The organism is Chryseobacterium sp. Mn2064 (assembly GCF_049319685.1).
Taxonomy (GTDB): domain Bacteria; phylum Bacteroidota; class Bacteroidia; order Flavobacteriales; family Weeksellaceae; genus Chryseobacterium.
In genome coordinates, this window is sequence record NZ_JBMOUE010000004.1 from 146,167 (window position 1) to 171,758 (window position 25,592).

The 25,592-nt window shown below is 35.7% G+C and carries 23 protein-coding genes; 5 read left to right on the forward strand and 18 right to left on the reverse strand.

The window, feature by feature from the left end; translation table 11 throughout:
- Nucleotides 1-50: 50 nt before the first annotated feature.
- Both ACL9RH_RS15830 and ACL9RH_RS15835 read right to left on the reverse strand, forming a co-directional pair.
- Nucleotides 51-2,246 carry a glutamine synthetase III gene (locus ACL9RH_RS15830; RefSeq protein WP_422694331.1) on the reverse strand — a complete coding sequence of 732 codons (2,196 nt, stop codon included), beginning with the start codon at nt 2,244-2,246 and terminating at the stop codon, nt 51-53.
- A 148-nt stretch (nt 2,247-2,394) separates the two neighbouring features.
- Nucleotides 2,395-2,760, reverse strand: a complete 366-nt coding sequence (locus tag ACL9RH_RS15835; RefSeq protein ID WP_422694332.1) for a hypothetical protein — start codon at nt 2,758-2,760, stop codon at nt 2,395-2,397.
- 330 nt (nt 2,761-3,090) lie between these two features.
- Between ACL9RH_RS15835 and ACL9RH_RS15840 the strand changes: the two genes are divergently transcribed.
- A complete protein-coding gene (locus tag ACL9RH_RS15840) occupies nt 3,091-4,782 on the forward strand; it encodes a DUF6909 family protein (protein ID WP_422694333.1) in 1,692 nt (563 codons plus the stop codon).
- A 90-nt stretch (nt 4,783-4,872) separates the two neighbouring features.
- On the opposite strand, the gene ACL9RH_RS15845 is transcribed toward ACL9RH_RS15840, so the two are convergent.
- Nucleotides 4,873-5,508 carry a hypothetical protein gene (locus ACL9RH_RS15845; RefSeq protein WP_422694334.1) on the reverse strand — a complete coding sequence of 212 codons (636 nt, stop codon included), beginning with the start codon at nt 5,506-5,508 and terminating at the stop codon, nt 4,873-4,875.
- A gap of 167 nt (nt 5,509-5,675) precedes the next feature.
- Between ACL9RH_RS15845 and ACL9RH_RS15850 the strand changes: the two genes are divergently transcribed.
- Nucleotides 5,676-6,146: a DUF1572 domain-containing protein gene (locus ACL9RH_RS15850; protein WP_422694335.1), complete on the forward strand. Its 471-nt coding sequence runs from the start codon at nt 5,676-5,678 to the stop codon at nt 6,144-6,146.
- 202 nt (nt 6,147-6,348) lie between these two features.
- Nucleotides 6,349-8,187 (forward strand): M1 family metallopeptidase, encoded by a 1,839-nt coding sequence (locus ACL9RH_RS15855; RefSeq protein ID WP_422694336.1) that lies wholly within the window; start codon nt 6,349-6,351, stop codon nt 8,185-8,187.
- Between the two features lie 89 nt (nt 8,188-8,276).
- Here ACL9RH_RS15855 and ACL9RH_RS15860 read toward each other — a convergent pair whose 3' ends face one another.
- The 3 genes from ACL9RH_RS15860 to ACL9RH_RS15870 all read right to left on the reverse strand — a co-directional run bounded on the left by ACL9RH_RS15860 (nt 8,277) and on the right by ACL9RH_RS15870 (nt 11,737).
- Nucleotides 8,277-8,693 carry a hypothetical protein gene (locus ACL9RH_RS15860; RefSeq protein WP_422694337.1) on the reverse strand — a complete coding sequence of 139 codons (417 nt, stop codon included), beginning with the start codon at nt 8,691-8,693 and terminating at the stop codon, nt 8,277-8,279.
- 15 nt (nt 8,694-8,708) lie between these two features.
- Nucleotides 8,709-10,718: a hypothetical protein gene (locus ACL9RH_RS15865; RefSeq protein ID WP_422694338.1), complete on the reverse strand. Its 2,010-nt coding sequence runs from the start codon at nt 10,716-10,718 to the stop codon at nt 8,709-8,711.
- 416 nt (nt 10,719-11,134) lie between these two features.
- On the reverse strand, nt 11,135-11,737 hold the full coding sequence (locus ACL9RH_RS15870; protein ID WP_422694339.1) for a hypothetical protein: 603 nt from the start codon (nt 11,735-11,737) through the stop codon (nt 11,135-11,137).
- Between the two features lie 197 nt (nt 11,738-11,934).
- Between ACL9RH_RS15870 and ACL9RH_RS15875 the strand changes: the two genes are divergently transcribed.
- A complete protein-coding gene (locus ACL9RH_RS15875) occupies nt 11,935-12,693 on the forward strand; it encodes a type III pantothenate kinase (RefSeq protein ID WP_422694340.1) in 759 nt (252 codons plus the stop codon).
- Between the two features lie 71 nt (nt 12,694-12,764).
- Complete coding sequence (locus ACL9RH_RS15880) at nt 12,765-13,298, forward strand: GNAT family N-acetyltransferase (RefSeq protein ID WP_422694341.1); 534 nt, start codon at nt 12,765-12,767, stop codon at nt 13,296-13,298.
- Nucleotides 13,299-13,448: 150 nt separating this feature from the next.
- On the opposite strand, the gene ACL9RH_RS15885 is transcribed toward ACL9RH_RS15880, so the two are convergent.
- The 12 genes from ACL9RH_RS15885 to ACL9RH_RS15940 form a co-directional block, all read right to left on the reverse strand.
- Complete coding sequence (locus tag ACL9RH_RS15885; protein ID WP_422694342.1) at nt 13,449-13,880, reverse strand: nucleoside deaminase; 432 nt, start codon at nt 13,878-13,880, stop codon at nt 13,449-13,451.
- An 81-nt stretch (nt 13,881-13,961) separates the two neighbouring features.
- Nucleotides 13,962-14,582: a hypothetical protein gene (locus ACL9RH_RS15890; protein WP_422694343.1), complete on the reverse strand. Its 621-nt coding sequence runs from the start codon at nt 14,580-14,582 to the stop codon at nt 13,962-13,964.
- Between the two features lie 53 nt (nt 14,583-14,635).
- Nucleotides 14,636-15,556: a helix-turn-helix transcriptional regulator gene (locus ACL9RH_RS15895; protein WP_422694344.1), complete on the reverse strand. Its 921-nt coding sequence runs from the start codon at nt 15,554-15,556 to the stop codon at nt 14,636-14,638.
- A 181-nt stretch (nt 15,557-15,737) separates the two neighbouring features.
- Complete coding sequence (locus tag ACL9RH_RS15900) at nt 15,738-16,076, reverse strand: hypothetical protein (protein WP_422694345.1); 339 nt, start codon at nt 16,074-16,076, stop codon at nt 15,738-15,740.
- A 33-nt stretch (nt 16,077-16,109) separates the two neighbouring features.
- Nucleotides 16,110-16,421, reverse strand: a complete 312-nt coding sequence (locus ACL9RH_RS15905; protein WP_422694346.1) for a hypothetical protein — start codon at nt 16,419-16,421, stop codon at nt 16,110-16,112.
- Between the two features lie 9 nt (nt 16,422-16,430).
- Nucleotides 16,431-16,649 carry a hypothetical protein gene (locus ACL9RH_RS15910; protein ID WP_422694347.1) on the reverse strand — a complete coding sequence of 73 codons (219 nt, stop codon included), beginning with the start codon at nt 16,647-16,649 and terminating at the stop codon, nt 16,431-16,433.
- A 155-nt stretch (nt 16,650-16,804) separates the two neighbouring features.
- Complete coding sequence (locus ACL9RH_RS15915) at nt 16,805-17,143, reverse strand: hypothetical protein (protein ID WP_422694348.1); 339 nt, start codon at nt 17,141-17,143, stop codon at nt 16,805-16,807.
- A gap of 80 nt (nt 17,144-17,223) precedes the next feature.
- Entirely contained in the window at nt 17,224-17,736 is a 513-nt protein-coding gene (locus tag ACL9RH_RS15920; protein WP_422694349.1) for a hypothetical protein, read from the reverse strand.
- A gap of 50 nt (nt 17,737-17,786) precedes the next feature.
- Nucleotides 17,787-18,320 (reverse strand): hypothetical protein, encoded by a 534-nt coding sequence (locus ACL9RH_RS15925; protein ID WP_422694350.1) that lies wholly within the window; start codon nt 18,318-18,320, stop codon nt 17,787-17,789.
- A gap of 8 nt (nt 18,321-18,328) precedes the next feature.
- Nucleotides 18,329-20,962, reverse strand: coding sequence for a hypothetical protein (locus ACL9RH_RS15930; RefSeq protein ID WP_422694351.1), 2,634 nt, complete (start codon nt 20,960-20,962; stop codon nt 18,329-18,331).
- A complete protein-coding gene (locus ACL9RH_RS15935; protein ID WP_422694352.1) occupies nt 20,955-21,317 on the reverse strand; it encodes a hypothetical protein in 363 nt (120 codons plus the stop codon). Before ACL9RH_RS15935 ends, ACL9RH_RS15930 begins: the two co-directional genes overlap by 8 nt.
- Before the next feature lie 21 nt (nt 21,318-21,338).
- Nucleotides 21,339-25,421, reverse strand: a complete 4,083-nt coding sequence (locus ACL9RH_RS15940) for a hypothetical protein (protein ID WP_422694353.1) — start codon at nt 25,419-25,421, stop codon at nt 21,339-21,341.
- Between the last annotated feature and the right edge of the window lie 171 nt (nt 25,422-25,592).

A 25,592-nucleotide genomic window follows, 5' to 3' on the forward strand; every position in this document is an offset into this window, starting at 1 on the left:
ATTCCCCGGAAAACCGGGGAATTTAAACTAATATGGAACTTTACAGGACGTTATTTTGTAAATAACATTTCTCTGTATTTTGTCATTGGCCAAAGCTCATCATCTACCATCATTTCCAATGCATCAGAAGCTTCTCTGATAGGATCAAATAATGGTTTTACTGTATTACAATAGCCTTCTGCCTGTTTTTGACTGTCTGATATGCTTTTTGCAGCTTCTCTGGCTTTAAGAAGATCTTCAACACCAAGCTTAATTTTAGAAACATTTTCAGAAATGCTGGTAATTAAGCTCATTTGTTCTTTCGCTAAAGATTTGAATTCTTTGTCACCAAAGATTTCTTTAAGACCTTTTACGTTTTCAATTAACCTGTTTTGATAATTTAAAGCAGAAGGAATGATGTGGTTTCTTGCGATATCACTTAACACTCTTGCTTCAATATCGATAACAGTAGAATATTTTTCTAACTTGATTTCGTTTCTTGCTTCAACTTCTCTGTGGTTGAAAATTCCCATTTCTTCATAAAGATCTAAGAATTTTTTATCCATTTCCTGCTTTAATGCTTCCGGAGTTGTTTTAAGGTTGTTCAATCCTCTTTTCTTAGCTTCTTTCGCCCAGTCATCAGAATATCCGTCACCTTCAAACATGATGCTTTTGCACTGTTTGATGTATTCTCTTAATACATTGAAGATCGCTTCATCTTTCTTAAGACCTGTTTCAATCAAAGCGTCAACTTCTGTCTTGAAATCATTAAGCTGTTTTGCAGCAATAGTATTCATTACGGTCATAGACTCCGCACAGTTTGCAGAAGAACCTACCGCTCTGATTTCAAATTTATTTCCTGTAAATGCAAATGGAGAAGTTCTGTTTCTGTCTGTATTGTCTAACAGGATTTCAGGAATTTTTCCAACTACATTTAATTTTAATTCTGTTTTTTCTTCTGGAGATAATTTTCCGTTCGTTACTTTTTCAAGTTCCTCTAAAACACTGAATAACTGACTCCCGATGAATACAGAGATAATAGCCGGTGGAGCTTCGTTAGCACCCAATCTGTGATCATTGCTTGCAGAAGCAATACTTGCTCTTAATAGATCCGCATATTCGTGAACCGCTTTAATCGTGTTAACAAAGAATGTTAGGAACTGTAAGTTTTTCTTTGGATTTTTTCCTGGACTTAAAAGGTTTTCACCGGTATCAGTTGCTAAAGACCAGTTGTTGTGTTTTCCACTTCCGTTTACACCTGCAAAAGGTTTTTCGTGGAAAAGGATATGGAAGTGGTGCTTGTGAGCTACTCTTGCCATGATATCCATCAATAAAGAGTTATGATCTACAGCAACGTTTACTTCTTCAAACATTGGAGCAAGCTCAAACTGGTTAGGAGCAACCTCGTTGTGTCTTGTTGTTGCAGGGATACCCAATTTCATACACTCAATTTCCAACTCTTTCATGAAGTTCATTACTCTTGTTGGAATAGAACCGAAATAGTGGTCATCCAGCTGTTGTCCTTTTGCCGGAGAATGTCCTAATAATGTCTTACCTGTTAATACAAGGTCTGGACGAGACTGGTATAATGCTGAATCTACAAGGAAATATTCCTGCTCCCAACCCAAAGTAGGAGTTACTTTCGTTACGTTTTTGTCAAAATACTGCATTACATTCGTAGCAGCTTCATCTACAGCATTCAAAGCTCTTAAAAGAGGTGCTTTATAATCTAAAGTTTCTCCAGTATAAGAAATAAAGATCGAAGGAATACAAAGTGTAGTTCCCATGATAAATGCCGGAGAAGTTGGATCCCAAGCCGTATATCCTCTTGCTTCAAATGTGTTTCTGATTCCTCCGTTCGGGAAAGATGATGCATCAGGTTCCTGCTGGATCAGCATATTTCCGCTGAATCTTTCGATGGCTCTTCCCCCTTCAATTGGCGTAAAGAAAGAATCGTGCTTTTCTGCAGTGGTTCCTGTCAAAGGCTGAAACCAGTGAGTATAGTGTGTTACACCTTTGCTCATTGCCCAGTCTTTCATTGCTACCGCTACCTGGTCTGCGATGTGTCTTTGGATTTTAGTTCCTTTTTTTATCGCATCCATAATAGAACCGAATGCTTCTTTTGTTAAATACTCTCTCATCGTTTCTTCAGAGAAAACATTTTTGCAGAACAGTTCAGATAATTTTGCAGGGATTTCAACAGAGTTGTCTTTTCTGAAATCCTTAAATGGTAGGGTTTCTAATGCTTTGAATCTTAAGGTTGACATATTTGGGTGATTTTTTACAGGGCAAATTTACAAAAAAAATGAATTGAAAATATTTTACCCCTAATTTTTTTAGGGGTATTTCGAATTTTAACTAAAATTTAAACAATGGTTTTATTTGTAAGAGGGGTCATTCTCTATTTATACTGAATCAGAAAATGGTTTCTTCATCCTCTTGAACCGGGTTGGTATGAATGCTTTTTCTAAAAATAATCATAGTAATGATTACTGTAATCGCTAGACTCATCACCGTAATAGTATTGGATCCATATCCCTCATTACAAAATTGCATGAAAACAGGATACGTTAAAGCTAAGGATAATATATAACTTATATAGAGCTTTCGGAAATATAAATTGATCAGATACATAACTGTCACAGAGACGAAGATCAAAGGACCTATTCCGTCCAGAAAACCAAACAATCCTATAACAGAACTTTTTAGAAGCAATAGAAAGATATTGTCACGAAGAATATTGTCATCCGAATTCCCTTCTTTTATAATTAAAAAAAACATAAGCACTAAGAAATAAAGCAGAATATGACAGATCCATACCTTCCAAAAAAGAGAAACTTGATGTACCCTGTATTTTATCTGGCTCAATATTCTTGATAATATCATGACTATGGCTCTTTGAATTGAACTGCCTTTTTATCTCAAATCCTATAACTAAGGTTCTATAAATATAAGATTAAAAAAAGAAATAGTTATTATTCGGAACAGAAGAAAAACTAATGCTCTGTCTTATTGTTCAGTTTGCTTTATCCATGGCTATTAAACAACTTATTAAAAGATAGTTAAAATAAGTTGAACGGAGATTTTGTATATTTGTGTGAAATTTATTTTATGACAAATTCTAGAGCAAGAGAAACCACAGAGGCTATTGAAAGATTATACATCTCTATGAGACATTTATTTTATAGAGGATTTTTCAAGCCGGGAGGGGTTTCAGGAGAAAGTATCAGAAGTTTGTTGAAGATCATCAATCCGGAAATTTACGGAACCATGAATATTCCAAGCAAATTGGAACTTGACGGGTTGATGTATGTTTTAGACAGACTTCCGGAAGGGATTGAGGAGTGTGCTTTTATTCATCTTACATCCGATGAAGGGTTTGATAAAGGAAGTTTCGAACCTATTGTTCCGAAGAAAAGAAGAAGAAACTGTTATAGAATAGACGAACACCAGATGAATATTGAGGTTCTTTTGGGCCGTTCCGAAATTTATGACATTCTTACCCACCTTACCTTCTTATTTATAGAAGCCGATAAAATCCGTAATTTGGCATTCATTCAGGATGAAAACTGGAAGCCGACACGTGCTTTCAAGATTATCGAAGAAGTAGTAAAAGGAGAGAAAAAATTCAGCAGAAAAGAAAAAGAGGTGGCGCTTATTCACCTTTCCTCCCTTATAGGAAGATCTTTTGATGAAACGCTAAGAGCTTACAATACTTTTGGAGATGATCAGAATCCTGACCGTTTATTCAAAATCATCTACAACTTAGGAAAAGTAAGTCTTGATGATGCGAAAGGAAGTAGAGAAAGAGAAATTCATTTCAGTTCTATATTAAAAGAAAGAGTAGGACACCACTATTTTGGAGAAAAATGGGCCAACAAAGTGAAGGAAGTTTTATTTGAAAACAATCTTCATATGCGTCCGCTACACATTATTTCTGCCAATATGCACTCGGTGAAAAATATGCTGTATTCCAATAATGCACTTAAAAAGAAGCAGCATAATGAGGTAGATTACAAACTGTACGAAGAAATTTCAAACAAAAAAGAACTTCGTGATAAAGTCTTGAAATATGCTTTGGATGAAGGTATGATCCATATTGCCGACAAGAGCGGAAGTAATATCGATGTACAGATCATAGACCTCAGCAAAACAGACCTTAAGAATACACCATTCGCAGACTGCAAATTTGGAGGAGATGATGTGGTAATGGTTTTCGACTATGCATTCGGAGAACAGGCTTTCGAAGTAATGGACGAATTACTAAGACCCTTCGAGCATAAAGGAGAAGTATATATGATGCATGTAAAATCTGTTTCCATTATGGGGAAAGCAGGTATTCTTACAGGAGAAAAAGGAGATATTATGATTCCTACCTCTCATATTTTTGAAGGTACGGCAGATAACTATCCTTTTGAAAATGCATTAAAGCTGGAAGATTTCAAAGATGATGAACTGAAAGCTTTTGAAGGGCCAATGATTACCGTTTTAGGAACATCCCTTCAGAATAAAGATATCCTTTCCTACTTTATGAATACTTCATGGAAGGCCATTGGTCTTGAAATGGAAGGAGCACACTATCAGAAAGCCATTCAGGTTGCGTCTAAGATCAGACATCACATTTCACCGGATCTGTTTGTATGCTACGCGTATTATGCATCGGATAACCCGTTGGAAACAGGAAGTACATTATCCTCAGGAGGATTAGGACTTACAGGAGTAAAACCAACTTATCTGATCACCTTAAGAATCCTTGAAAAGATTTTAAGAAGCGGAAAAAAAGAAGCTTCAGCTAAAAAATAATTGTAATGTAAAATTATAATATCAACCTCAGATGTATTGGCATCTGAGGTTTTTTTTGATAAGCCAATTAATAATAGTAAACCACAATTGTCATTTAATATATACTATCAATTCCGTTACTTTTTTTAAATCAACATTATCTAACTCTACGTCAGATTTGAGTTCATCAATAATCATATAATCACCAGATTTCAGATTATAAATCTTTTCTTTAGCAATATGATCAAACGAGTTACCATAATTAAGTATTGGCTTTCCCTCGTTGATTTGATAACGGAATTTTGAGACCTTTCCTAGCTCCATAACTAATTGAGGGATGAAAAATTCTATTTTAGAATTAGCAAGCTCCTCTTTTGACAAAGAAATTTTTTCAATTTTGTTGTTAATACTTACAAAAGGATTGCTAATGTTTAGTATTCGGAATTCTCTTTTATCAACGATCTCTTTCCCTTTAATAAAACCTGTTATTGTAATTTCCATAGAAGAACCTGTACCTGGAGTAATGAAATACTTACTTTCACTTTCTTTATAAACTCCAGGCCCACTTACTTTAATACTATCAGACTTAGGGATATAAATTGTCAGAGGATTCTTTACGCCTCTGTATAAAATATTAAGTTTTTCATTTTCTATGATAGCTTTATCATGTGAAGATAAAATATGTTTTTTCGCTGTACAGGAAATGCAAGAACAGAAAATAAGAGTATAGTAAATAAATGTTTTCAAAAGGATTATGAATTATTTTCACTAAAATATATAAATTAATATAATAGGAACGATTTTTTTCGCTTTCTTCTTTTATCCTTGTCAAGGTTTTAAACCTTGACAAGGATCACAAAATCTTGCTGAAAAAATCTTATATTGTGACTCTTGAAAAATAAAAATAATGACTTATGAGTTCAGTATCAGAATTATCAAAAAGATTCAGAGAAGTTATGTTGGATGGTCTGTGGATCGCCAATACCAATTTTAAAGATCAACTTTCAGCCGTTACCTGGGAGCAGGCTGTCACCAAAATAGATTCTTTAAATACTATTGCCATGCTTACCTTTCATATTGATTATTATATAGCGGGGCTCATAAATGTTTTTGAAGGAGGAGCCCTTGAAATAAAAGATAAATTCAGTTTTGATCTCCCTGCTATAGAATCTCAGGAACAATGGGAAACACTTTTAAATAAGCTCTGGAAAGATTCCGAAAAATTTGCATCCTTACTGGAACAGATGCCCAACTCCAAACTCGATGAGGTTTTCGTTGACGAAAAATACGGAAACTACAGAAGAAACATCGATGGAATGATCGAACACTGCTACTACCATCTGGGACAAATCACCCTAATCAAAAAACTTCTCAAAACCCCATAACGATTATAGTTTTTCTCTCCCCTCTCAAAAAATATCCCCAATCATCTGCGAGAATCCGTGTCATCTGTGGTGAAAAAAATAATTTAACAATCCACATTTAAATTCATCTAAAACCCTATAAAAAAGAATAAAAACCCTCTTATAACTCCACATTTGAGGGTTTTGTTTAAATTACCTACCTTTAGAAAAAATAAAATTTTAAATGAGAAAATCGGCTGCAATCATTTTTGCGTTTATCATTTCACAATTTCAGGCTCAGCAAGGAGCTTACTATCAGCAGGCTGCGAAGTACAAGATGGATATTGATGTTAATGCTGAAAAATTTACCTACCAGGGAAAACAGACTTTAGAATACACCAACAACTCACCGGATGAGCTGAATGTCGTGTATTTCCACTTATACTGGAACGCTTTTAAACCCAATTCCATGATGGACCAGAGAGTGGCTTCCCAGGGAAAAAACGGAGACTCCAGATTACAAAAAGACGGAATTTCAAGATTGGCTTCCATTCCAAAAGATCAGGAAGGAGCTCAAAATATCCATTGGATTAAACAGAATGGCAAAGACCTGAAATTTGAAGTTCAGGAAACCATCATGAAAGTCTATTTGGCTGAACCTATCAAACCCAATTCAACAACGACCTTTACGATGGATTGGGATGCTGTTATCCCTCAGCAGATCAGAAGAAGCGGAAGAAATAACAAAGAAGGAGTAGACATGACCATGACGCAATGGTACCCGAAAATTGCAGAGTACGATTATGACGGCTGGGCAACTTTTGATTATTTGGGAAGAGAATTCCATGCACCATTCTCAGACTTTGATGTTACCATTAAAATCAACAAAGACTATGTAGTAGGAGCAGGAGGAATCCTTGAAAACCCTTCTGAGGTAAAAGGATACGATGCCAACGCTAAAATAAAAGCAGAAAAAGATAAAAAAGTAAGCTGGAAATGGACGGCTAAAAACATCCTGGATTTCGCTTGGAGTGCAGACAGAGACTATTCTGTAGAAAGCTTCAATGTTCCGGATGGACCGAAAGTTTATTTCGTTTACCAGAAGAATGATAAAACAAAAGCGTGGGGAGAAGCACAGCCTTACGTTACGAAATACTTTCAAATCATGAACTCCCACTTTGGGAAATATGTATATCCAACCTATGCTTTCATTCAGGGTGGTGATGGCGGAATGGAGTATGGGATGTGTACCATGATCCTTGGAGAAGCGAAAAGCGTTAAAGACCTTTTAGGATTAATGGCTCACGAAGGATCTCACTCATGGTATCAGCAGATGCTTGCTACCAACGAATCGGTGCGCCCGTGGATGGATGAAGGTTTTACGAGCTATGCAGAAGGATATACCATGTATCAGCTGTTCCCGGAGCAATTACCGAATCCTTTTATGGAAAGATTGGATGCCTACAGGAAATTTGTTAAAAAGGGAATTGAAGAGCCTGCAGTATGGCTGGGAGATCACCACGATAACGGAACTGCTTACACCTACGCTTCCTATGTGAAAGGAGAATTGTTCCTTGTTCAGTTAGGATATATTATGGGAGAGGAGAAACTGGCAGAAACCTTGAAACAATATTACGATCAGTGGAGCATGAAGCACCCTTCAGACAGAGACTTCCTTCATATTGCTCAGAAAGTTTCCGGGATGGATCTGAAGTGGTTTCAGAACTATTGGATTAATACAACCAAAACGATCGATTACGGAATCAAAGATGTGAAGTATGAAGCCAATTCTACCACCATTACATTGATCAATAAAGGTCAGGTTCCAATGCCAATTGATTTCAGTGTGCTGACAAAAGATAAGAAGGTCGTTACTTATCAGATTCCTCTTAATATGACACATACCTGGAAAGAAAAAGATGCTTACGGAGAATTCAAAACAATGCCTTACTGGCCTTGGACTCAGAAAGAGTATACCATTACGGTTCCTTATACAAAATCTCAGTTATCTGTATTAGGAATAGATTTCAGCCAGAGACTTGCTGATGTAAATATGGAAGACAACTTCGTAGAAGTGAAATAATTTCTCGGAAAAAATATAAAAAACCGCAACAACGTTGCGGTTTTTTTGTTATCAAATTCTTTAATATTCTTTGGAGAATACGATCCTTTCTAAGGTTCTTTAATCCATTTCTTAAATAGCCACCAGTTTAATATTCCTGAAATGATCATGATTAGAGAAAAATAAATATCGAATTCAGTATGGGTGGCCAAAACAATTACAGAATAGATGCTCATGAAATAAACAATGTGTATCCATAGGGTATTACCATACTTTACTGTAATAAAATACAGAATACTGAAAACACAGAAATAGATCAGAGCAAACAGCAGACATTCATAAGTGAGAACCAACAGAAGAATAAAATCTAAACCATAGGGAGTTTTTGAAATAGCATAAATTTTATAAAACTTAATATCCGTATTCTCACTGAATAGATACCCGAACAACAATTGTAATATATTCTTAAAGAATATAAAAATGTACATTGTTCCTATTAATTTTGGAATGGCTTTACTGAATTTCATAATCATTACAAATAATTAATTACATCCTAAAGAACTTAATGGTACTTTATTTCTAAGATAGTCTCTTATTTTCGAATATTTCGGTCTATAGGTAATTTCTGGTACTTTTGAAGCAGAGCCTCCTTTCTGATTGACATAGGCCGATAACTTATCCTGCATTCCTGTCCAAAGCTGGTCGGCTCCCAGAAAAGCAGTCGCTTCCATAATATAGTTGGCAAGGTTTGGCGTATCTGTAACTTTCTTAGATACCCTGTCAACTCCTCTGGTGTAAATATACATGGTGTTTCCCTCCATATAATAACTGAAAAGTCTGTTTCCTGCTACCGGATGTATACCATCATAATCCATGCCCATCGGAGCTTTTATTGTGGAAAATATCCATGCATTGCTGCTTACCCCTGAGCACACCACAGTTCCGTCATCTATAGGAATTTCAATATGGATAAGAGCTCCTAAAGGATTGGAAGAATTCCATAAAGCAGTATCATCTATACCATAATTACTATCCACGATTGGGGTGAACTTCTCTGCAAATAAATTGATGTTAAGTCTGAAAAAGTTGAAAAACTCTGCAGGAGTATATTTCTCATTACTATTAGGCTTGTTAGGTAAGTTGCTTATTTTAACAGGGAACAAATCCATATTGACTCTGGCACTTGCAGCATCATCCAGATCTGTGATTTTCCAGTTGCTCCACCAGCTGGTCTGGTTTTTAATATTTTCAAGTTTTGACTTTACACTTTGAGGAACCTGGTGAGTGGCTACATCCTGCCAGAATGGTAACTGGCTGCAAGGGATGTCCAATAGCAGATTCGGGTTTTGTGTAACCGCATTATCGAGAGTTTTAAAACGCTGGAATATTTCTAACGGAGAATCAATATCAATATAATCCGATTGCAGAAACTCATATACCATATTTAAGAATTCATGGCCTAAATCATTCACCTGAATACTAGGATTATCTTTAATATATTTTAAAGTTGCTTTCACAAAAGTTTGTTGCTCCTCATTTAAAAAGAAATTAAGAGGATAAAGTTGCTTCACGGCTAAAAACTGGTAGATCTTTAATCTGAACTGATCATTACTGTTTATTTGAGTGATCTCTTCTGTACTAAGACCTAGTGGGTTAAAATCAGGCGGATTCTTTACAGTACCGGTCTTGATGCCTTTAATACTGTATATCGGTGCAACCGTAGGGATCGTAATAACAACAGGAGTGGTAGGAGTGGAAGGATCATCTATTCCGCCACCACCGATGCCACCACCGCCACCGCTGCCCCCTCCCGGAGATCCGTCTCCGCCACCAGGACTTCCTGGGTTTCCGCCGCCACCGCCACCGCCGCCAGCGTTACAGTTTGGGTTATTATAAGAAACTACAATATCCTCAGGCATATAAGAGTTTTCTACATCGCAATACTGTCCGTTGGTATGGTTACCGGAATGCCCGCAGTTGAACGTCGTGATCATGTAGGTGGTACATCCTACAGAAAATGTATCTACATACATTATTTTAGAATTCAGGCCTCCTCCTGCTGTATTTTCAACCAGCTTTTCAAGTTGATAAGACTTGGGATCAATTTGCATATTCGGAAGTCGCTTGTACTTGATAATATGCTTTTCTGCAATTTGATTATCTACATATTTTAATACCAGTTTCTGTTCATAGTCAGTAGGAGCTATTCCCAGAATATAAAAAGAATAATACTTGGCATTCAAATAATCTACCTCTTCAAAAACATCTGTATATACTTCAATTCCATTGATGATGGTACTTTTTGAAGTATTCTTTACCGACGAAGAAAGATTCGTTTGCTTTAAGAAATCATTTACCGCCTCTACATTTGTTTTAAGTCCGAATTTGGTCTCATAATCGTGCTTAAAGAGTCGCTTCGTTACGATATTATCTTTCGTGAAGACATTCTGATTTTGGCTGGGATTGTTTGAATTGACGTAATCTAATTCTTCACGACAGCCCAACGTGAGAAAGGCTAATGTGAATAACATTAGAAGTTTGAGTTTTTTCATGGTTTTTAAGGGTTATTATTTTCGCAAGTATAGAGTTTTTCTGCGAATATTTTATTGATTTTCAATAAAAATGTTTTTAAATATCCTTAATGTGTCGTAAATATTCAATTAATAAAGGGTTTTATTGTGAATGTGATGTTTTTGAAATAAGTCTATTTCAGTGAAAAATAATAGTCGTTTGGTTACACCCAATGTTGTTTGAAACCAACGGAGCCCTTGTTTGGTTTCCCGCAAGTTGCAGAAGACTTCCGGAGTCCTCCGGAACTCATAAACAAGTCTGTTTTAAACCTCCGGATATCTCCGGAAGAGAGAATCAACCTTGTTTGTAACTTCCGGAGGAGTTGTGTAGGTTACAAACAGTCTTGTTTTAAATAAGGAAAAAATAGAGAATTCTTTACGATAGCTTTCTTTAAAAATTACTGGATACCGAACTGCTGTACCATCCAGTGATGAGGATGGTTCTTGATAAGGTCTTTTTTCAACACCTCATCCTTGGTATGCAGATAGCCATATACTTTTAAAGGAATGGAGTCCGGGTATTCCTTTAATCCGCTGGTAACGGTAGCCTGGGCTTCCACTTTCTTCTGACCGGCATCTAGGGCTTCTGTTTTATAGATATAAATAATTGCAGGAATCTTTCCGTATACACTTTTAGCCTCGTTTTCCAGCAGAGTCATAGTTTCTATCTGGAACTCCGGATTGGAGGGTCTTCCTGCCATTACAGTCTGGCTGATATGCTGCTGATACATCAGAAAAAGAAAAAGAAGATGAAGGTTTTTCGTATTGGGATCAGAAAAAGTTTTCTCAATCTTATGCACCGTTTCCGGGGTCATTTCATCATCATCCGCCTGCAGGCTTTTTTGGTAAAACTCATCCATCAGATCGTAGACGGTTTTATCGTTAGCATCAATAGCCGTCTGGCTTTTTATCTTCTGAAAAGTTTCTTTTATTTGTGGACCTGACTGTGCAAAAGCAAAGAAGCTGAAGCATAAGAAAATTGCCAGAATCAGATTTTTCATAATGGGTTGCTAAAGTTTTCTGTTTAAATATAGGTATTTGTTCCAAGAAAGAAAAAAGAAATGAGAGGAACATGGTAATTTAGTTTATAATCAAAGATTATTTTCCTAAAATGATTAATTTTAGGGCAGCAAAATAACAGAGAATTTCTATTCTTTCTATTACAGAACGACCGGAAATTGAATTGAAAAATAGGTGAATGAATTCAATCGTAATCAACGTAGGAAACAGCAATATCCGATTTGGTCTTTTTGATGATGACAATTGTGATATATCGTGGGTAATCAATACAAAGCCATACAGAACTGCAGACGAGTTATATGTTCAGATGCTGATGCTTTATCAAACCTACAAAATTGAACCCAGCGAAATTCAAAAAGTAATTATAGGTTCCGTAGTACCTCAGCTTACTAAAGTGATGAGTGCGGCCATAAGAAAGATCCACGGGATGACTCCTGTGATTGTAGACAGTAGCACGCCCTCCATTGTTCAGGCCAAATCCAAATCCAGAGGAACCGATATTTTTGCAAACCTTGTGGCAGCACATATGCTTTACCCGGGAAAGAAGAAAATAGTACTGGACTTTGGAACAGCGCTTACTGCAAGCTGCATTTCTGAAACGGGGGAATCTCTAGGGGTAATTATCGCTCCGGGAATTATTACTTCTCTGAATTCTCTGATCAGCCAGACTGCCCAACTTCCGGAAATTGAATTGAAGAAACCTAAAACGGTTCTTGGACTGGATACTGTAAGCTGCATGCAAAGTGGTATGGTATATGGTTTCTTAGGAATGGTAGAAGGCTTTATCGACAGGATCAACGAGGAAGTGAATGATGACTGCTTTGTGATAGCTACCGGAGGTGTTTCTCATGTTTATAAGCCATTGACGAATAAAATTCACCTGATGGACAGGCTTCATACCTTGAAAGGTCTTTATTTTCTGGGAAAAGATTTATAAATTTATCAGATGAAGATGAGGTTCTCTCAAAATGAGACTGCATCATATTCTCAACTTTAACCTTCACTGTCATGAAAAAGTTCCCTACAATAGAAACAGAAAGACTTATTCTTTCCCAACTGCAGGAGAAGGATATTCCTTTTATTGTTGAATACCTTCAGCATAGGATTTATTCTGATCTTACTTCCAATATTCCTTATCCCTATACAGAGGATGATGCGAAATTTTGGCTGAAAATATCCAGAGAAGCTTTTGAAAGCAATAGCGGATATACTTTTGCCATTCGCGATAAGGAAGATCATATTATTGGTGCTATCGGACTTCACGACAGAGAAGATGATAAGGCAGAGCTGGGATATTGGATCGGAATTTCTTACTGGAACAAAGGCTACGTAACGGAAGCGGCAAAAGCTATTGTGGATTTTGGCTTTAAAGAGCTGGAAATCAATAAAATTTTTGCTACCCATTTTCCTCATAATCCTGCTTCGGGAAGAATCATGGAGAAAATAGGAATGGAAAAGGAAGCCGTTTTGAAGCAGCATATAAAGAAAGACGGGGAGTATTATGATCTTACGATGTATTCTGTTTTTAATGACAGAGACTAGTCTATTGATCTGAATAGTCTTACAATACAATAAAAAGTCAGAGAATATCCCGGTATTTTCTGACTTTTTTCTTTTATAATCATTCCTGAACGGAAGAACTGTGAAGATTTTAAGATAAGCTTTGCCTGTAATGATAAAATAAGGATGAAATTATCTCTTACTTTTAAAAAAATCTTTCACAATAGAAGAGCATTCACTTTCCATAATTCCTGTGATGATTTCTGTTTTTGGATGCAGGGTGAGGTGCTTGTTGATGAACCCTCTCTGCTCATCTCTTGCGCCTATTACCACTTTGGAGATCTGCGACCAGGATAACGCCCCGGAACACATCACACAAGGCTCCATGGTTACATATAGAGTACAGTCTTTTAAATATTTCCCGCCCAGAAAGTTAGCAGCTGCGGTGATTGCCTGCATTTCTGCGTGAGCAGTGACATCATTTAAGGTTTCAGTAAGGTTGTGGGCTCTTGCGATAATCCTGTTGTTGGATACGACTACACATCCGATAGGAACCTCATCTTTTTCTAAAGCGGCTTGTGCTTCCTGCAGGGCCATTTTCATATAATATTCGTCCGTAAACATTGAATTAAAAGCTAGTATAAGAAATCGTCGTTAATGTTTTTTATCCATTGAATAGAAGGGTAAACACCAGGGTGCTCTTCTTTATTTTTCATCCATCGTTAAAGTTAAAGGAAGCTTAAACCGATAGGAGGTTGGATCTCCGTTGAATGTGGCGGGTGAGAATTTCTCGGCCAGTGAGTACAACGCAATTTCCGCCTGTCTGTTGAACGTAAAATTATCCCCTTGAGCATGTACGTTGCTGATGCTTCCGTCTTTTTCTACAATGAATGCTACATCGGTCTTTATGGTTTTTTCTTTAGAATATACTCCGTCTACGTAGAGAAGATCTACCACTTCCTGTCTCAGAGAATTGAGTCCGCCGGGATAGTCGGCTGCTTTTTGCGGATTGAGAGATTTTTCGGAGACGTTTTCTTTTACCTTTTTGAGGGTTTGAAGGTCTTCCAGATTTCTTACTCGCAGTAAAGCTCCAATAAGGGCGGTGTTTTCAATGCTGTCCATTTTTTTCATGAAAAAAAGGAAATCTCCTTTTATTTCAGTCTTCTTTGTCGTATTGGATTCTGCGTCAAATTTTTTCTTAAATTCTTTACTCAGCATACTTCTGTGCTGGTTGTAATAGTTTTTCACAAGCCTGAATTCTTCTTTCTGCTGTGACAGGCAAAAGGAAGAAATAAAGCAGGAGAGGATGATGAATAAAGTTTTCAATAAGGTATATTTATGTAAATATAACAAAAAATATCAGACAGAATGATTATCTATCAATTCTCAAGATAGCGATTCAGAGACTCTTGCAGATGATTGCGGATGTCATCAACTAAACATTTAGGTTCCAGTACGGTAACTTCTTTTCCATAGGAAAGAATTTCCTGCATAAAGTCGTAAGTAGGGTGGAGGAAAAACTCAAAATAGATCTCTTCCGGCGTTTCTTTAGTTTCTTTCTGAGACTGATGAAGCGGAAAACTTTTGATGTATTCTCCCTGATGTCGGCTGCACTTTAAAACAATTTTTTCGGGTTTCTGCTCTGTCAGATTCATGACACCGAAAGCATTCTTAAAATGTTCTCTGAAGTTGTATTTGTATTTTTCGCGGTATTGGTTTTTGCCTACATCGAGGTAATTGATCCTGTCCAGTCCGAAAGATTTCAGGGCTTTATCTTTGGTATCAATAGCGATGAGGTACCATCTGTCTTTGGATTCTTTCAGGGCAAGAGGATGAACCTTGCGGGAGGTCATCAGCTTGTTTTTGTAGTTGTAATGCTCGAAGGAAACAATTCTTTTATTACGGATGGCAAAAAATAGGTCATAAAAATTCTCCACTCCGGTTGGTTTTCTGCTTTCAAAAAAGATGAAGTTGGCAAAATCCGGATGGGTATTCATGGCGTTGCTTACCTGAAAAGATTCTAATAGTTTTTGGTTGTATTCATCCACTTCCATAATGGGGCGACTTTCGATATAATAACGGTTGTCACCCTTTTTTTTGTTGTGAATGGAAAGATTGAAAAGGTCGGAAATCTCACGGATATCTCTTTGCAGGGTACGAATAGAGTAGCTCTTGATATCCGCATCCTGGAATTCAAAAGAGTTTAAAAGATAGTCTTCCAGCTGGGAATAGGTAGCGGGAGAACTTTCTAATCTTTTAATAATTAAGGCATATCTCGTCAGATAAAAGTCTTTCTTCATAGTAAAGTTTTGTAAGACAAATATATGTGCTTAATGCGACAAAAGGTGTCGTGTTTTATTTTTTATGTCATTAAAAATAGGCAATGAGGATCTCAATGAAATAATAAAAGCAGCAGTAAAGTTGCTGCTGCTTTTGTCCCAAAGTTTTACTTCTGGTGTTTTTTTGTATATAATATCTTGACTATTTGTAATCAAAACGGTCTTCATCGGGGTACCAGTAAAGGTCTAAACTTGGTGTCATTGTTCCATTTTCATAAGATTTTATATTGTCCTCTAAAGTTCCTAAAGAACCAAAGCTTACGACTCTTCCCGTTTCTTTTTCCACTATAAAAGGTCCTGAACCTACAAGAGCTGCAGTAGGATCTCCTTTTAAAATATGTTTTTTAGAATTGAAAAAATAAATATTGCCATATGGCTTGTTTAAAGTAGCATTGGGAATAATCATCGTCTCAATATTTTTTGCAACTATTCTTCTTATGAAACGTTCTGCGATTTGTAGCATTTCTTTGTCTGTTAACATAATTTATTCTTTCTTAAAAGCTTAACTAGATTTTTATTCATCTCCATAGTATGCTTCAATAGCATCTTCAACATCTTCTTTGAGTGTTAAATTGGCAGGAAATTTAATAAGTAGATTTTTTAAACACTCAATAAATTCTTTACTTTGAAGTTTATAAGAAATGTCTTCGAATCTTGAAGATATCCATTCTAAAGTATCTTCATCAAGGGTATTTATTGTTTTTATTGACTCTTTTACATTTGAAAGTAATATTTTAACGATCTGATCTTTGTCTTCCGAAACCGTAGGGTCATTCACATGCTTATTTCTAATTCCTTGAACAATTTCTATAATTTTTGTTTTCATATTTATTCTTTAAATGGAGATTATATAATTTTCATACATTCCATCAGAGGAAAATCCTTTTGAATAATCATATTTTCCAGACCAGTAATCCATATTAAATCTATTGTCTGGATCGTCTTTTTTCCAAAAGTTTAATTTTATGGAATATTGTTCATTATGATCTAATTTTAAATATTTATAAACCTTTTTTGCTATGATTTTTCTGATTTGATCTTCTGTATGTTTCATGATTATCGAGTTGCATATATTAAAATGAGTTGATACTATATAACCCATATAAGATATGCTTTCTAATGAGCAAAATAATAAAAACAGCAGTAAAGTTACTGCTGTTTCATTCAAGAGTTTTTACTTCCTGTGTTTTTTTTTGTAAAGTACTTTGATTATTTGTAGTCAAAACGGTCTTCGTCTGGGTACCAATAACGATCTAAACTTCGTTTCATTGTTCCATTTTCATAGGCTTTTATCTTGTCCTCTAAAGTTCCCAAAGAACCAAAATTTACGACTCTTCCCATCTCTTTTTCCACTATAAAAGGCCCTGAACCCACAAGAGCTGCGGTAGGATCTCCTTTTAAAATATGTTTTTTAGAATTGAAAAAATAAATATTGCCATATGGCTTGTTTAAAGTGGCATTAGGAATAATCATCGTCTCAATATTCTTTGCAACTATTTTTTTTATAAAACGTTCTGCTATTTGTAGCATTTCTTTGTCTGTTAACATATTTTACTCTTTTTTAAAAGATAGTGATTAGGGATTGATAGTGCGGCTTCTTGTTATATTAATTAAATTGTTATTCAAAGCTAATATTTATACTTGTAAATTTGATCATTAAGTTTAAGCCTGAAGCTTTTCGGAGTAAGTTCTATGCTGTCAATCGGGCTATTGTTTATGGTAAATATCGTTTTATTCTCCTGGATAGTTTTTGTGAAATCTTTGCCTTTCAATGTTTTTTCAACCATGGGAATGAAATCATGAGAATGCGTAAATTCGAAAAACCTTTCTAAATATATTGCTAACCCGTCAGGATCTTTTTGAGTTTCAGTAATTTTTTCTATATCTGTTCTTAAAAGATGTTCTTTCAATTGGATCGTTACATTATCTTTATAAATAGCATCCCCATTTTTACCAATATAAAAAAAATCTCTTGGGGAATCATTTTTATAAGCTATAATCAATAGCTCTAAAACTTTTTCTAAGGGTCCGGTTTTATTGAAATCTCCGTATTTAATAATATCAAAGGGATTGGGTCCATCTAATATTTTTTCATTGATGTCATTCCATAAAAATCCTAGGTTTGTTCCTTCGTATTCCATGTTTTTTATTTAGGCAGAAATAAAAAATCACCTTAAGGTGGTTATAATTATCAATGGAATTTTTTTGATATTTTCATATTTGCACCTAATTTAAAAAAGGTAGGAGTGGCTTCCAAATATTCTATTCCACTACTAGAATGTAATATATACTTATCTCCATTTTTTGAATAGTTTTTTCCCGCTAAAGATTCTTCAATAGTTTGATTAATCTGTGTAAAAGGAGTTATCATATTAAATTCAATATACTCGAAATGATCATTCCTATTATATTTGAACTTAAGAGATTTTAGATCACTTCTGTATAGAAATGTTTTTGTATATAATATACCCTCCGATTTTTTTTGTTTTTGTATTGTATGGGAAATAAGAGCACTTAATAACGACCCATTTGCATATTTATCTTTAAAGATGCTAATAATGAGACTGATAAAATCTTTTAAACTACAACTTTTTAAAAATACTTCTATTTCTGTTTTTTCGTTGTCATATTTCATAAGTTCGTTGATGCTTTCTATAGGATCATCTATTATCTTCATTGGCTCTACGTAATAGAAGACTTCAAAATCTAAACTTTCTCTTTTCATAATATTGATTATTGATATTTAATATATTCTACTAATTCCCCAAGTTCATCTATAAATGTGTCAGCTATTTTTTGATCATACAATAGTTTAGCATTTTCATCTTTTTGAGCTTTAATTATTAATTCTACATTCTCTTCTTTTATTCTTTTAATAACACCTTTAAGAAAATGGCTCCAAGTGTTTTCTTCAGAAGGAAGATCTCCCTTCTTGATAAGAGCATAAATATCTCCATTTTTACAAACAGCTCGCATTTCCTGCATATTTCCCTTAATAAAAGTCATAATGTCAAAAGAGCTTAAGGGAGTACTTGTTGGGTGATTATGGGTAAATATTCTTATATACTTTCTAGTACTTAAATCTAGCATTGCTGGAATACTTAATCCTTTTGGTGAGTTATCGGTAAATTTCTCACTAATTACTTTTCCTTCATGGTTGACAAAGGCTCCATATTCTACTGGCTCTTCGATTATTTCCTTTTCAATTTTTGAAATACCTTCCAAAGCTCCTGTATCATCAAGATGTTTTGCTTTTATAACGTATTTTGTTGACCCACCTCCTTCGGCTACAGAGCGTCCAGCTAGTCTTTCTAGCTCTTCAATAATGTCATCGATTTCTTTGGCTTCATCAGCATTTTTAGCCGATTTTCTGATGTCATCTTCGTGTTCAAGAATTTCTTTGGCACTTTTTCTCAATCCATTATGGATAGCGACACTCAATTCTCCGGATAAAGATAATAATTCCAGCCAAAATAAATATTCAGATAATGACTTACTCCAAGCAGCATCTCGTGCTCCGGAAAGTTTCAGTAAGGTGTTTACTGTACCACTTGTAATTTCTACTATAGCTGCCGTTGCTGCTACAGCCTTTCTTACATTGGCTACGGCTCTTCCTGCTTTACTTACAAAGCTAAGCTTTTCTGCTTTTGCTGCAAATTTTGCCAGATATCTGAATTTTCCAATGTTCCCGACTCCGGAAACGGTGGTTAGAATATCTGCGGCATATTCTGCAGTTGTTATGACATTGCTCCAGAATTGCTTATCACGATTGGCTTTTAGCATAAAGGCAGGGACCACAGAATCCAGTTTCAGTTCTGTTTCCTGGTTTTCAATATCTTTGAGATAAATAGGGTAGAAAGGATGATACCAGAATTGATCTATAATTGGGACCTGTGTAGGCACCAAATTATCTGTTTTCAAGCCTGGCCTCATTTCAGTGGTGGTTTTCCCCGTATCGTATAATGTTTTTAATAACCTTCCTTTTTGCTGATGGGTATCAAAAGTCATACTTACATTGCTGAAATAAAACCCAAGAGCTTTTTCAGAAGAATAAGGAAGGAATAAAAGTCCGTCCGTAGTTGCAAATTCAGGATTTTTTTCTGTATCAGGATAAATGAATCTTGATTTTTTCCATACCTGGCTGATTAGTTTTGCAAATTCAATGAAATTATCTCCATTGATCCTGTCATAAATAAATTCAAACTTGGAAATATTTTTGTCGCCGTCTTTTATCCTTTCAAGGAACCAATTCATGAGTTTTACTTCCTGTCCTTCTTTTTGCAGAATAATTTTTATGAGTTTTATAAAAATATTTTCTTCGGCAAGATTTCTTGTATTGGTAAGGCTGTCTCTACTCATCGCCATTTCCATAAGAGTCCATAGGAAGTTTTCATTAAACATTGCTGCTACAGACTCAGGCAAGTAGAACAAGGTTTTCATGGCATCATAGTAAGCCAGTGTACTTTTACTTTTGATGCTGTCTTCTATTTTATGAATAACCTGATTCATAAACTGATCTCTGAAAGAATCTCTCTGGGGATTGCTATTTTCTCCTTTTTGTAAAGAAAATCCTTCGCTAAATAAAGTCTGATCTAAGAAAGTCAGTATTCCGCCAATACTTGTGAATTTTAATATAATGGAGCATTCATCGTCAGGCAGAAGGAATTTTGGTCTATATCCTTTTTCATAATATCTGTATTTGAGGATGAAGTTTTTCAGTCCGTATTCTATCTGAAGAAAGGGAATTAAAGTCATTCTGCCTTCTTTCTCGGATTTAAGAACCTGAACTTTCTTTTCCGGATTGTTCCATATATATTGTGCATCCTCAAATAATATTTTTATAATTTTTCCAAAAGTGGTCACATGATCGGTATAATCATAAGTGTAGGTGTCAGTTTCTATATCTTTCAGATATTTCCCTTTAGGATCATAATATATATTGTCTGGGAAAATGGCTACTGCTTTTAAACTTTCAGCATAAATGACTACTAAGTTTTTAACAGTATCATAAATATACGAGCTTGTTCCAAATTCTATAGGAAATTCTATAAGCCATTCATCAGGTATTGTTTCTGTCGTTTCATCTAAAAGGTTGACATATTCTCCTGTGGATTTCTTTACATAATATTTATTGTTTCCATTGTCTTTCAACAGATAAATTGCTTCAGCATGATGGTTATCAAGAATACCGAAAATTCGTTTGTATTTACTAAAATCTGTTTCGAAAGTATTTTTATTGACATTATAAGCTTCACCATCATCTAAAGTTGTTAACAAAACTTCGGTGGGAGGTAGTGCGTTTTGCGCGGCTTCTTCAGACCTTCGATAGAGTCTGAGAAACTCAATAATTTGTTCGAAATCAGCCATTATTGTTGGTTTTAGAGTTTATGGATGATAATTCATTCTCGGGAAAAATCATTGTAAGTTTATTGTTGGAGTAATGTTCCTTTATCGTCTCTTCATCCAGTACGAGAAGATCCAGATAATAATCTTGATCAATTAATACATAGGCATTTTTAAGTTTGCATTTAGCCTGTACCAGAACATCCCAATCTTTTCCTTCCAGAGTATCCCATTCATCAAAAGGAACTCGGCCTCTGCTTCCGAAAAGAAATATTTTCTCAACAGCAGTAATATCATCAATCTTTTCCTTTAAGGTTGTGAGGATATAAGGCAGCACTTGATCGTGCTGCCAAATAGCCTCGAGTTTTACTCGACTCATGGTTTGTATGTTTTTAGAGAATTAAATTAAGAATCTTGATAGAGGCAGCTTTTCAGTATATTCTTGAGATTCAACGAGTCTGTCATCTTTGTCAAAAAGTCGGTTTGATGAACCTGTGAAGAAATCATCCGCAAACTTTAGGAAATTAATACCATCCGTTGTAAAGGCTAATGTGTCTGACATTTCTGAATACGGAGGTTTTACAAATTTGAAGTTTTTGATTTTGTCTATATCTACTCGGATTGTAACTCCATTTTCTGGATTGGCAAATGCTTCAATACCCTCTATTCTGGAAAGACCACCAGCCAAATCGCCATAAAGTTTCACCAGAGAATCTGTTTTAGACCATTTTGCATCTCTTACGACTTCAATGGTTTGTCCCATACACTCATATTTTCTAGGAAACTCATTGGCATCATCAAGATCACTAATAGTATTATAGGATCCCGTACTGTCTAACTGTTTTAGTGAAAACTGGATCTGCTTAGTGCTTGATTTAGTTCCCATTAAAGAATTATCTTTTACGAAATTACTTTCAGTGATCACATCTCCCGGAACTTCAAATTCGTTAGGATCTTCAGCCGTGAAAGGTAAAGCGTGACCTACTTTTAAGCCGATACTTTCTGCCTGTAAAATGTTTAATGGAGTTGGAAGTCTTGTAATCCAAGCTTTTCCTTGTTTTACTCCTTTAGGCTGCTTCATTTCATCGACAATAGACATGTAAAGTGAATCTCCAATTACAGGTACTTCACCGCCATTCCAGATTTTTCCGGTTGCCATATAGAATTGTACTGCATCTTCAAATCCTGGACGAACTGTGGCAACAACTCTTGCCATACCACTTTGTAAGAATGCTCTGAACAGAGGATCTACATCTTCAGCCTGGTAAAGATTTGCCCATTCTGTTTTGTTTGCCCAATAGTAAGGATACAGATAGTAAGAAAGATTCTCCCATTCGAAGGCCTGTTCCATAAATTTCAGGAAGGCTGTATATTTATCAAGTGTTGAAGATAAATCTGTTTCGTAGTCTGTAAAGGTACTTCCTGTAGTTAATCCTGCCATACCATATCCATGGGTAGAATTGGCTGCTCTGTTGATCATATAGGAGATACAGTTTTTACGAAGCACTGTATTTTCGATTTGACGGTAGAATCCAGGGTTGGTTCCTTTGATTTGGATGCCTGTCGCTTTTTCTTCGGCTATTTTCTGCTCATAGATGGCTAATGCTTTTTCATAGCTGTCAATAATTGCTTTGAATGTTTTCTGTAACCACGCATTTCTTGCTTCAGTAGTTAATTCCAGGTTCAGTTTTAACGTTCCCTGCATAATTGGACTTTCTCCGGTTGCAAAACTAAATTCCAGTTTATTTTTGATATTTAGCGTTGTCGTTGTTCCGCTTATCTGAGTGCTGTTTGGTGAAGTAATCCAGTTGGTTCCCTGTCCTCCAATAGTCATGAAGGCCTGGTGAGCTCCTTTGAAGCCATGTGGATAAGTCTGGAAAGTGTAGTCAACAGTTTTCAGTAAATAACCTTCTGGAACTTCTACTTCTCCGTTTCCGTTGACGATCTGAACTTTGTCATCATCTTTTCCTCCGAAGTTCCCGTCACGCCCACTGAATGATTTACTGATCGCAAAAGCATCTGCTGGTCTTTCATCAATTTCGGCATTATATTTACTTACCCAGTGTTTTAAGGTAGCATCATTATTTAAAGAAGCATAATTCTCCATGGTCAGAGTGCTTGCTTTTCTTGGGTCTTCAGGCTTTACAAGATCACTTTTTGTTGGAGAGCTATCCAATGTCATTCCCAATGTATGAAGTTTAGCAGGTTGAGGAACCATGAATTCAAACATCAGACGTTTTCCATAGTTATAGATCTGGTTTTTCATGAGCTTGTCTACCCAACGGAAAACTCCTACAACGTGTTTGTCTCCTTTCGTGTTATCAAATCCGTGTTTGTTGTTTTCTTCAAACTCTTCAATGATTTTTTCAATTCTTTCTTCATGAACTTTGGTCACCACTCTGTCTAATGCTCTTGCGGTAATATCCTGTGCCTGAGTTACTGCCTGTCTTGTACTTTCCTCTTTAGAAGAATGGTTGGCATATCCGCCTGCGACTCCTGTGCTAAATGAAGCTCCTCCGGTCATTTCCCATTTGGCATCGAAATGTGCCTGTACATTGGTATCTCTGGATTCCTGAAGCATTTTGGCGATTTCACTCTGCATTTCAAATCTTGTAGCAGTAGTTGTATCTGTAAGCTTTTCTCTTTCAGTATCTGAAGAAGTAGTGCTTGTATTTTCGCTTCTTCTTAATCTTCTGGTCGCTTTTTCACGATATTCACGTGCCATTACATTTTCGATGTGAGCGACTTCTCCTTCTACATAGGCATGGGTAGTTTGCTCTACTTTAAGATAATCTGCAATACCGATCTGCTTGAACCCGAATCCTGAAGGGATATAAGAATCATCTGGTTGCTCAACAGGGTCTTTAACTTCATTTACCAATTCAAAAGATGAAGAGTAGCAGGATTTCATCGTAATAATCCTTGGTTGGAAAGTAGTTACTTTACCGTTGGTGAATGTAATTTTAACATCCATTGTAAAGTTTTCTGTCTGAGTGATGTATACACCGTCTGTTGTTGGGCTTGCTAATAATTTACTTAAAAAGATTTTATTTCCGACGCGGCTTTTTTCAAAATAAGTTCCGGAAATAGGGCCTGCGTTGGTGTAAAAAGTATAGCTCATGCTGGCTACATTCCATGAAGCATCAGGTACATCAATAGATAGATCCAGAGAGGTGAATCTCATGATAAATTTCGGACATAGCTGATAGGTAAAAGGAATGGTTTCTACTCTTGAAACAGGAAGAATAACTCCACCAATGCTTGTGTAGGCTTCAGAATTATCCATCATATTGTCCAGGATGATTCTATTGGCCTTTTCAGAGGCATTTGAGATAAGATCTTTTACCTCATTGAAGGTATTTCTGCCTGCTAATAAGCTGTCGATCATTCCGCTGTTATCAATTCTTCCTTTGTCTCTCCCTGAAAAATCATATTCTAGAAGTGATAGCACGGTATCAACACTATCTGGTTTTAAAGTATTTGCAAGTGTTTTTCCATCAATTTCAGAACGGAATGAGAAATCGAATTTATCAAGTTTTGGATAAGGAATTTCTTCTGGCCTTTGGCAAGGGTCAAGTGGATTATAAGGCTGATCAGGTTTTCTGATTTCGCAGAATTTTCTTCTTGCTTCCTCTACACGAGCATAATAATCATCAATAATATTCTGATTGGCGTTATTGTACTCTTTTTCTTCAGATTTATATTGTTTTGCATATTCTTTCTTGTATTGTGTTTCAATAAGAGAAAGTTCTTTAGTTAAGACATTGTATCTGCTCAATAAGGCTTGGGCTTCCTGGATTTTTTGTTGCTTTTCCATATAAGCTGAAGGCGCGGTTTCTGCTCCAGACTCTTTTTCTGCCATTTTTGAAGCAATACCAATAGGATTAGCATCCGGAGTATCCAGCATTAATTCTTTAGGAATTACAACTTTTGCAGATAATAGATCTTTGTATTCATCTCCACCTGGGGCTGAATTTTTAGGATCAAGAGTATGGGCCGCTAATAAAAGCTGCATCAATCCCTCTTTAACATAAAAGTCTTTTTGAGTAACAATCTGGTAAATTAAGTTATTCCATAAATTGATAAGATTTGGAAATACATAAGAAGAGGAAAATTTTACCTGATTCTTTTTCTCATTGAATTGATTATAAGAACATGTGTTTTTGTTTTTAGCAAGCCATAAAGCATAGTCATATACTACTGCATATACTTGTTTCAAAGTTTGAGCATTTGGAATAAAATTGCTGTTTTGCTTATAAAGTTCAGCTCTTTCTTTTAATACTCTTTGTTTAGAAGAACTTGCGGCTACCGGTCTATAGAAAGAATCATCGGTTTTTAAGCTATCCGGAATCGTGATGAATTTTTCGTTTTTGTTTTCTTCATCAGGTAATTGAGGACTTCTCAGGTTTACAAACCTAAAAAGTGTTTGTGATGGAGTGTTATCAGCCGATGAGTTAGCTGCTTTGTTTTCAGTATTGTCCATTTTGTAATTTTGTTAAGTGTTTTAATTAAGATTGATTGAGAATTTCTTTTCAATAGAGTTTTTTCTTGGTTTTACCTTATTTTTTTCGGTGGTTTCCGGCAAGAGATATCCACCTTTGGTTTTGATTTCCAACTTTATATATTGATATTTCTGTCTAATTTTTCAGACATA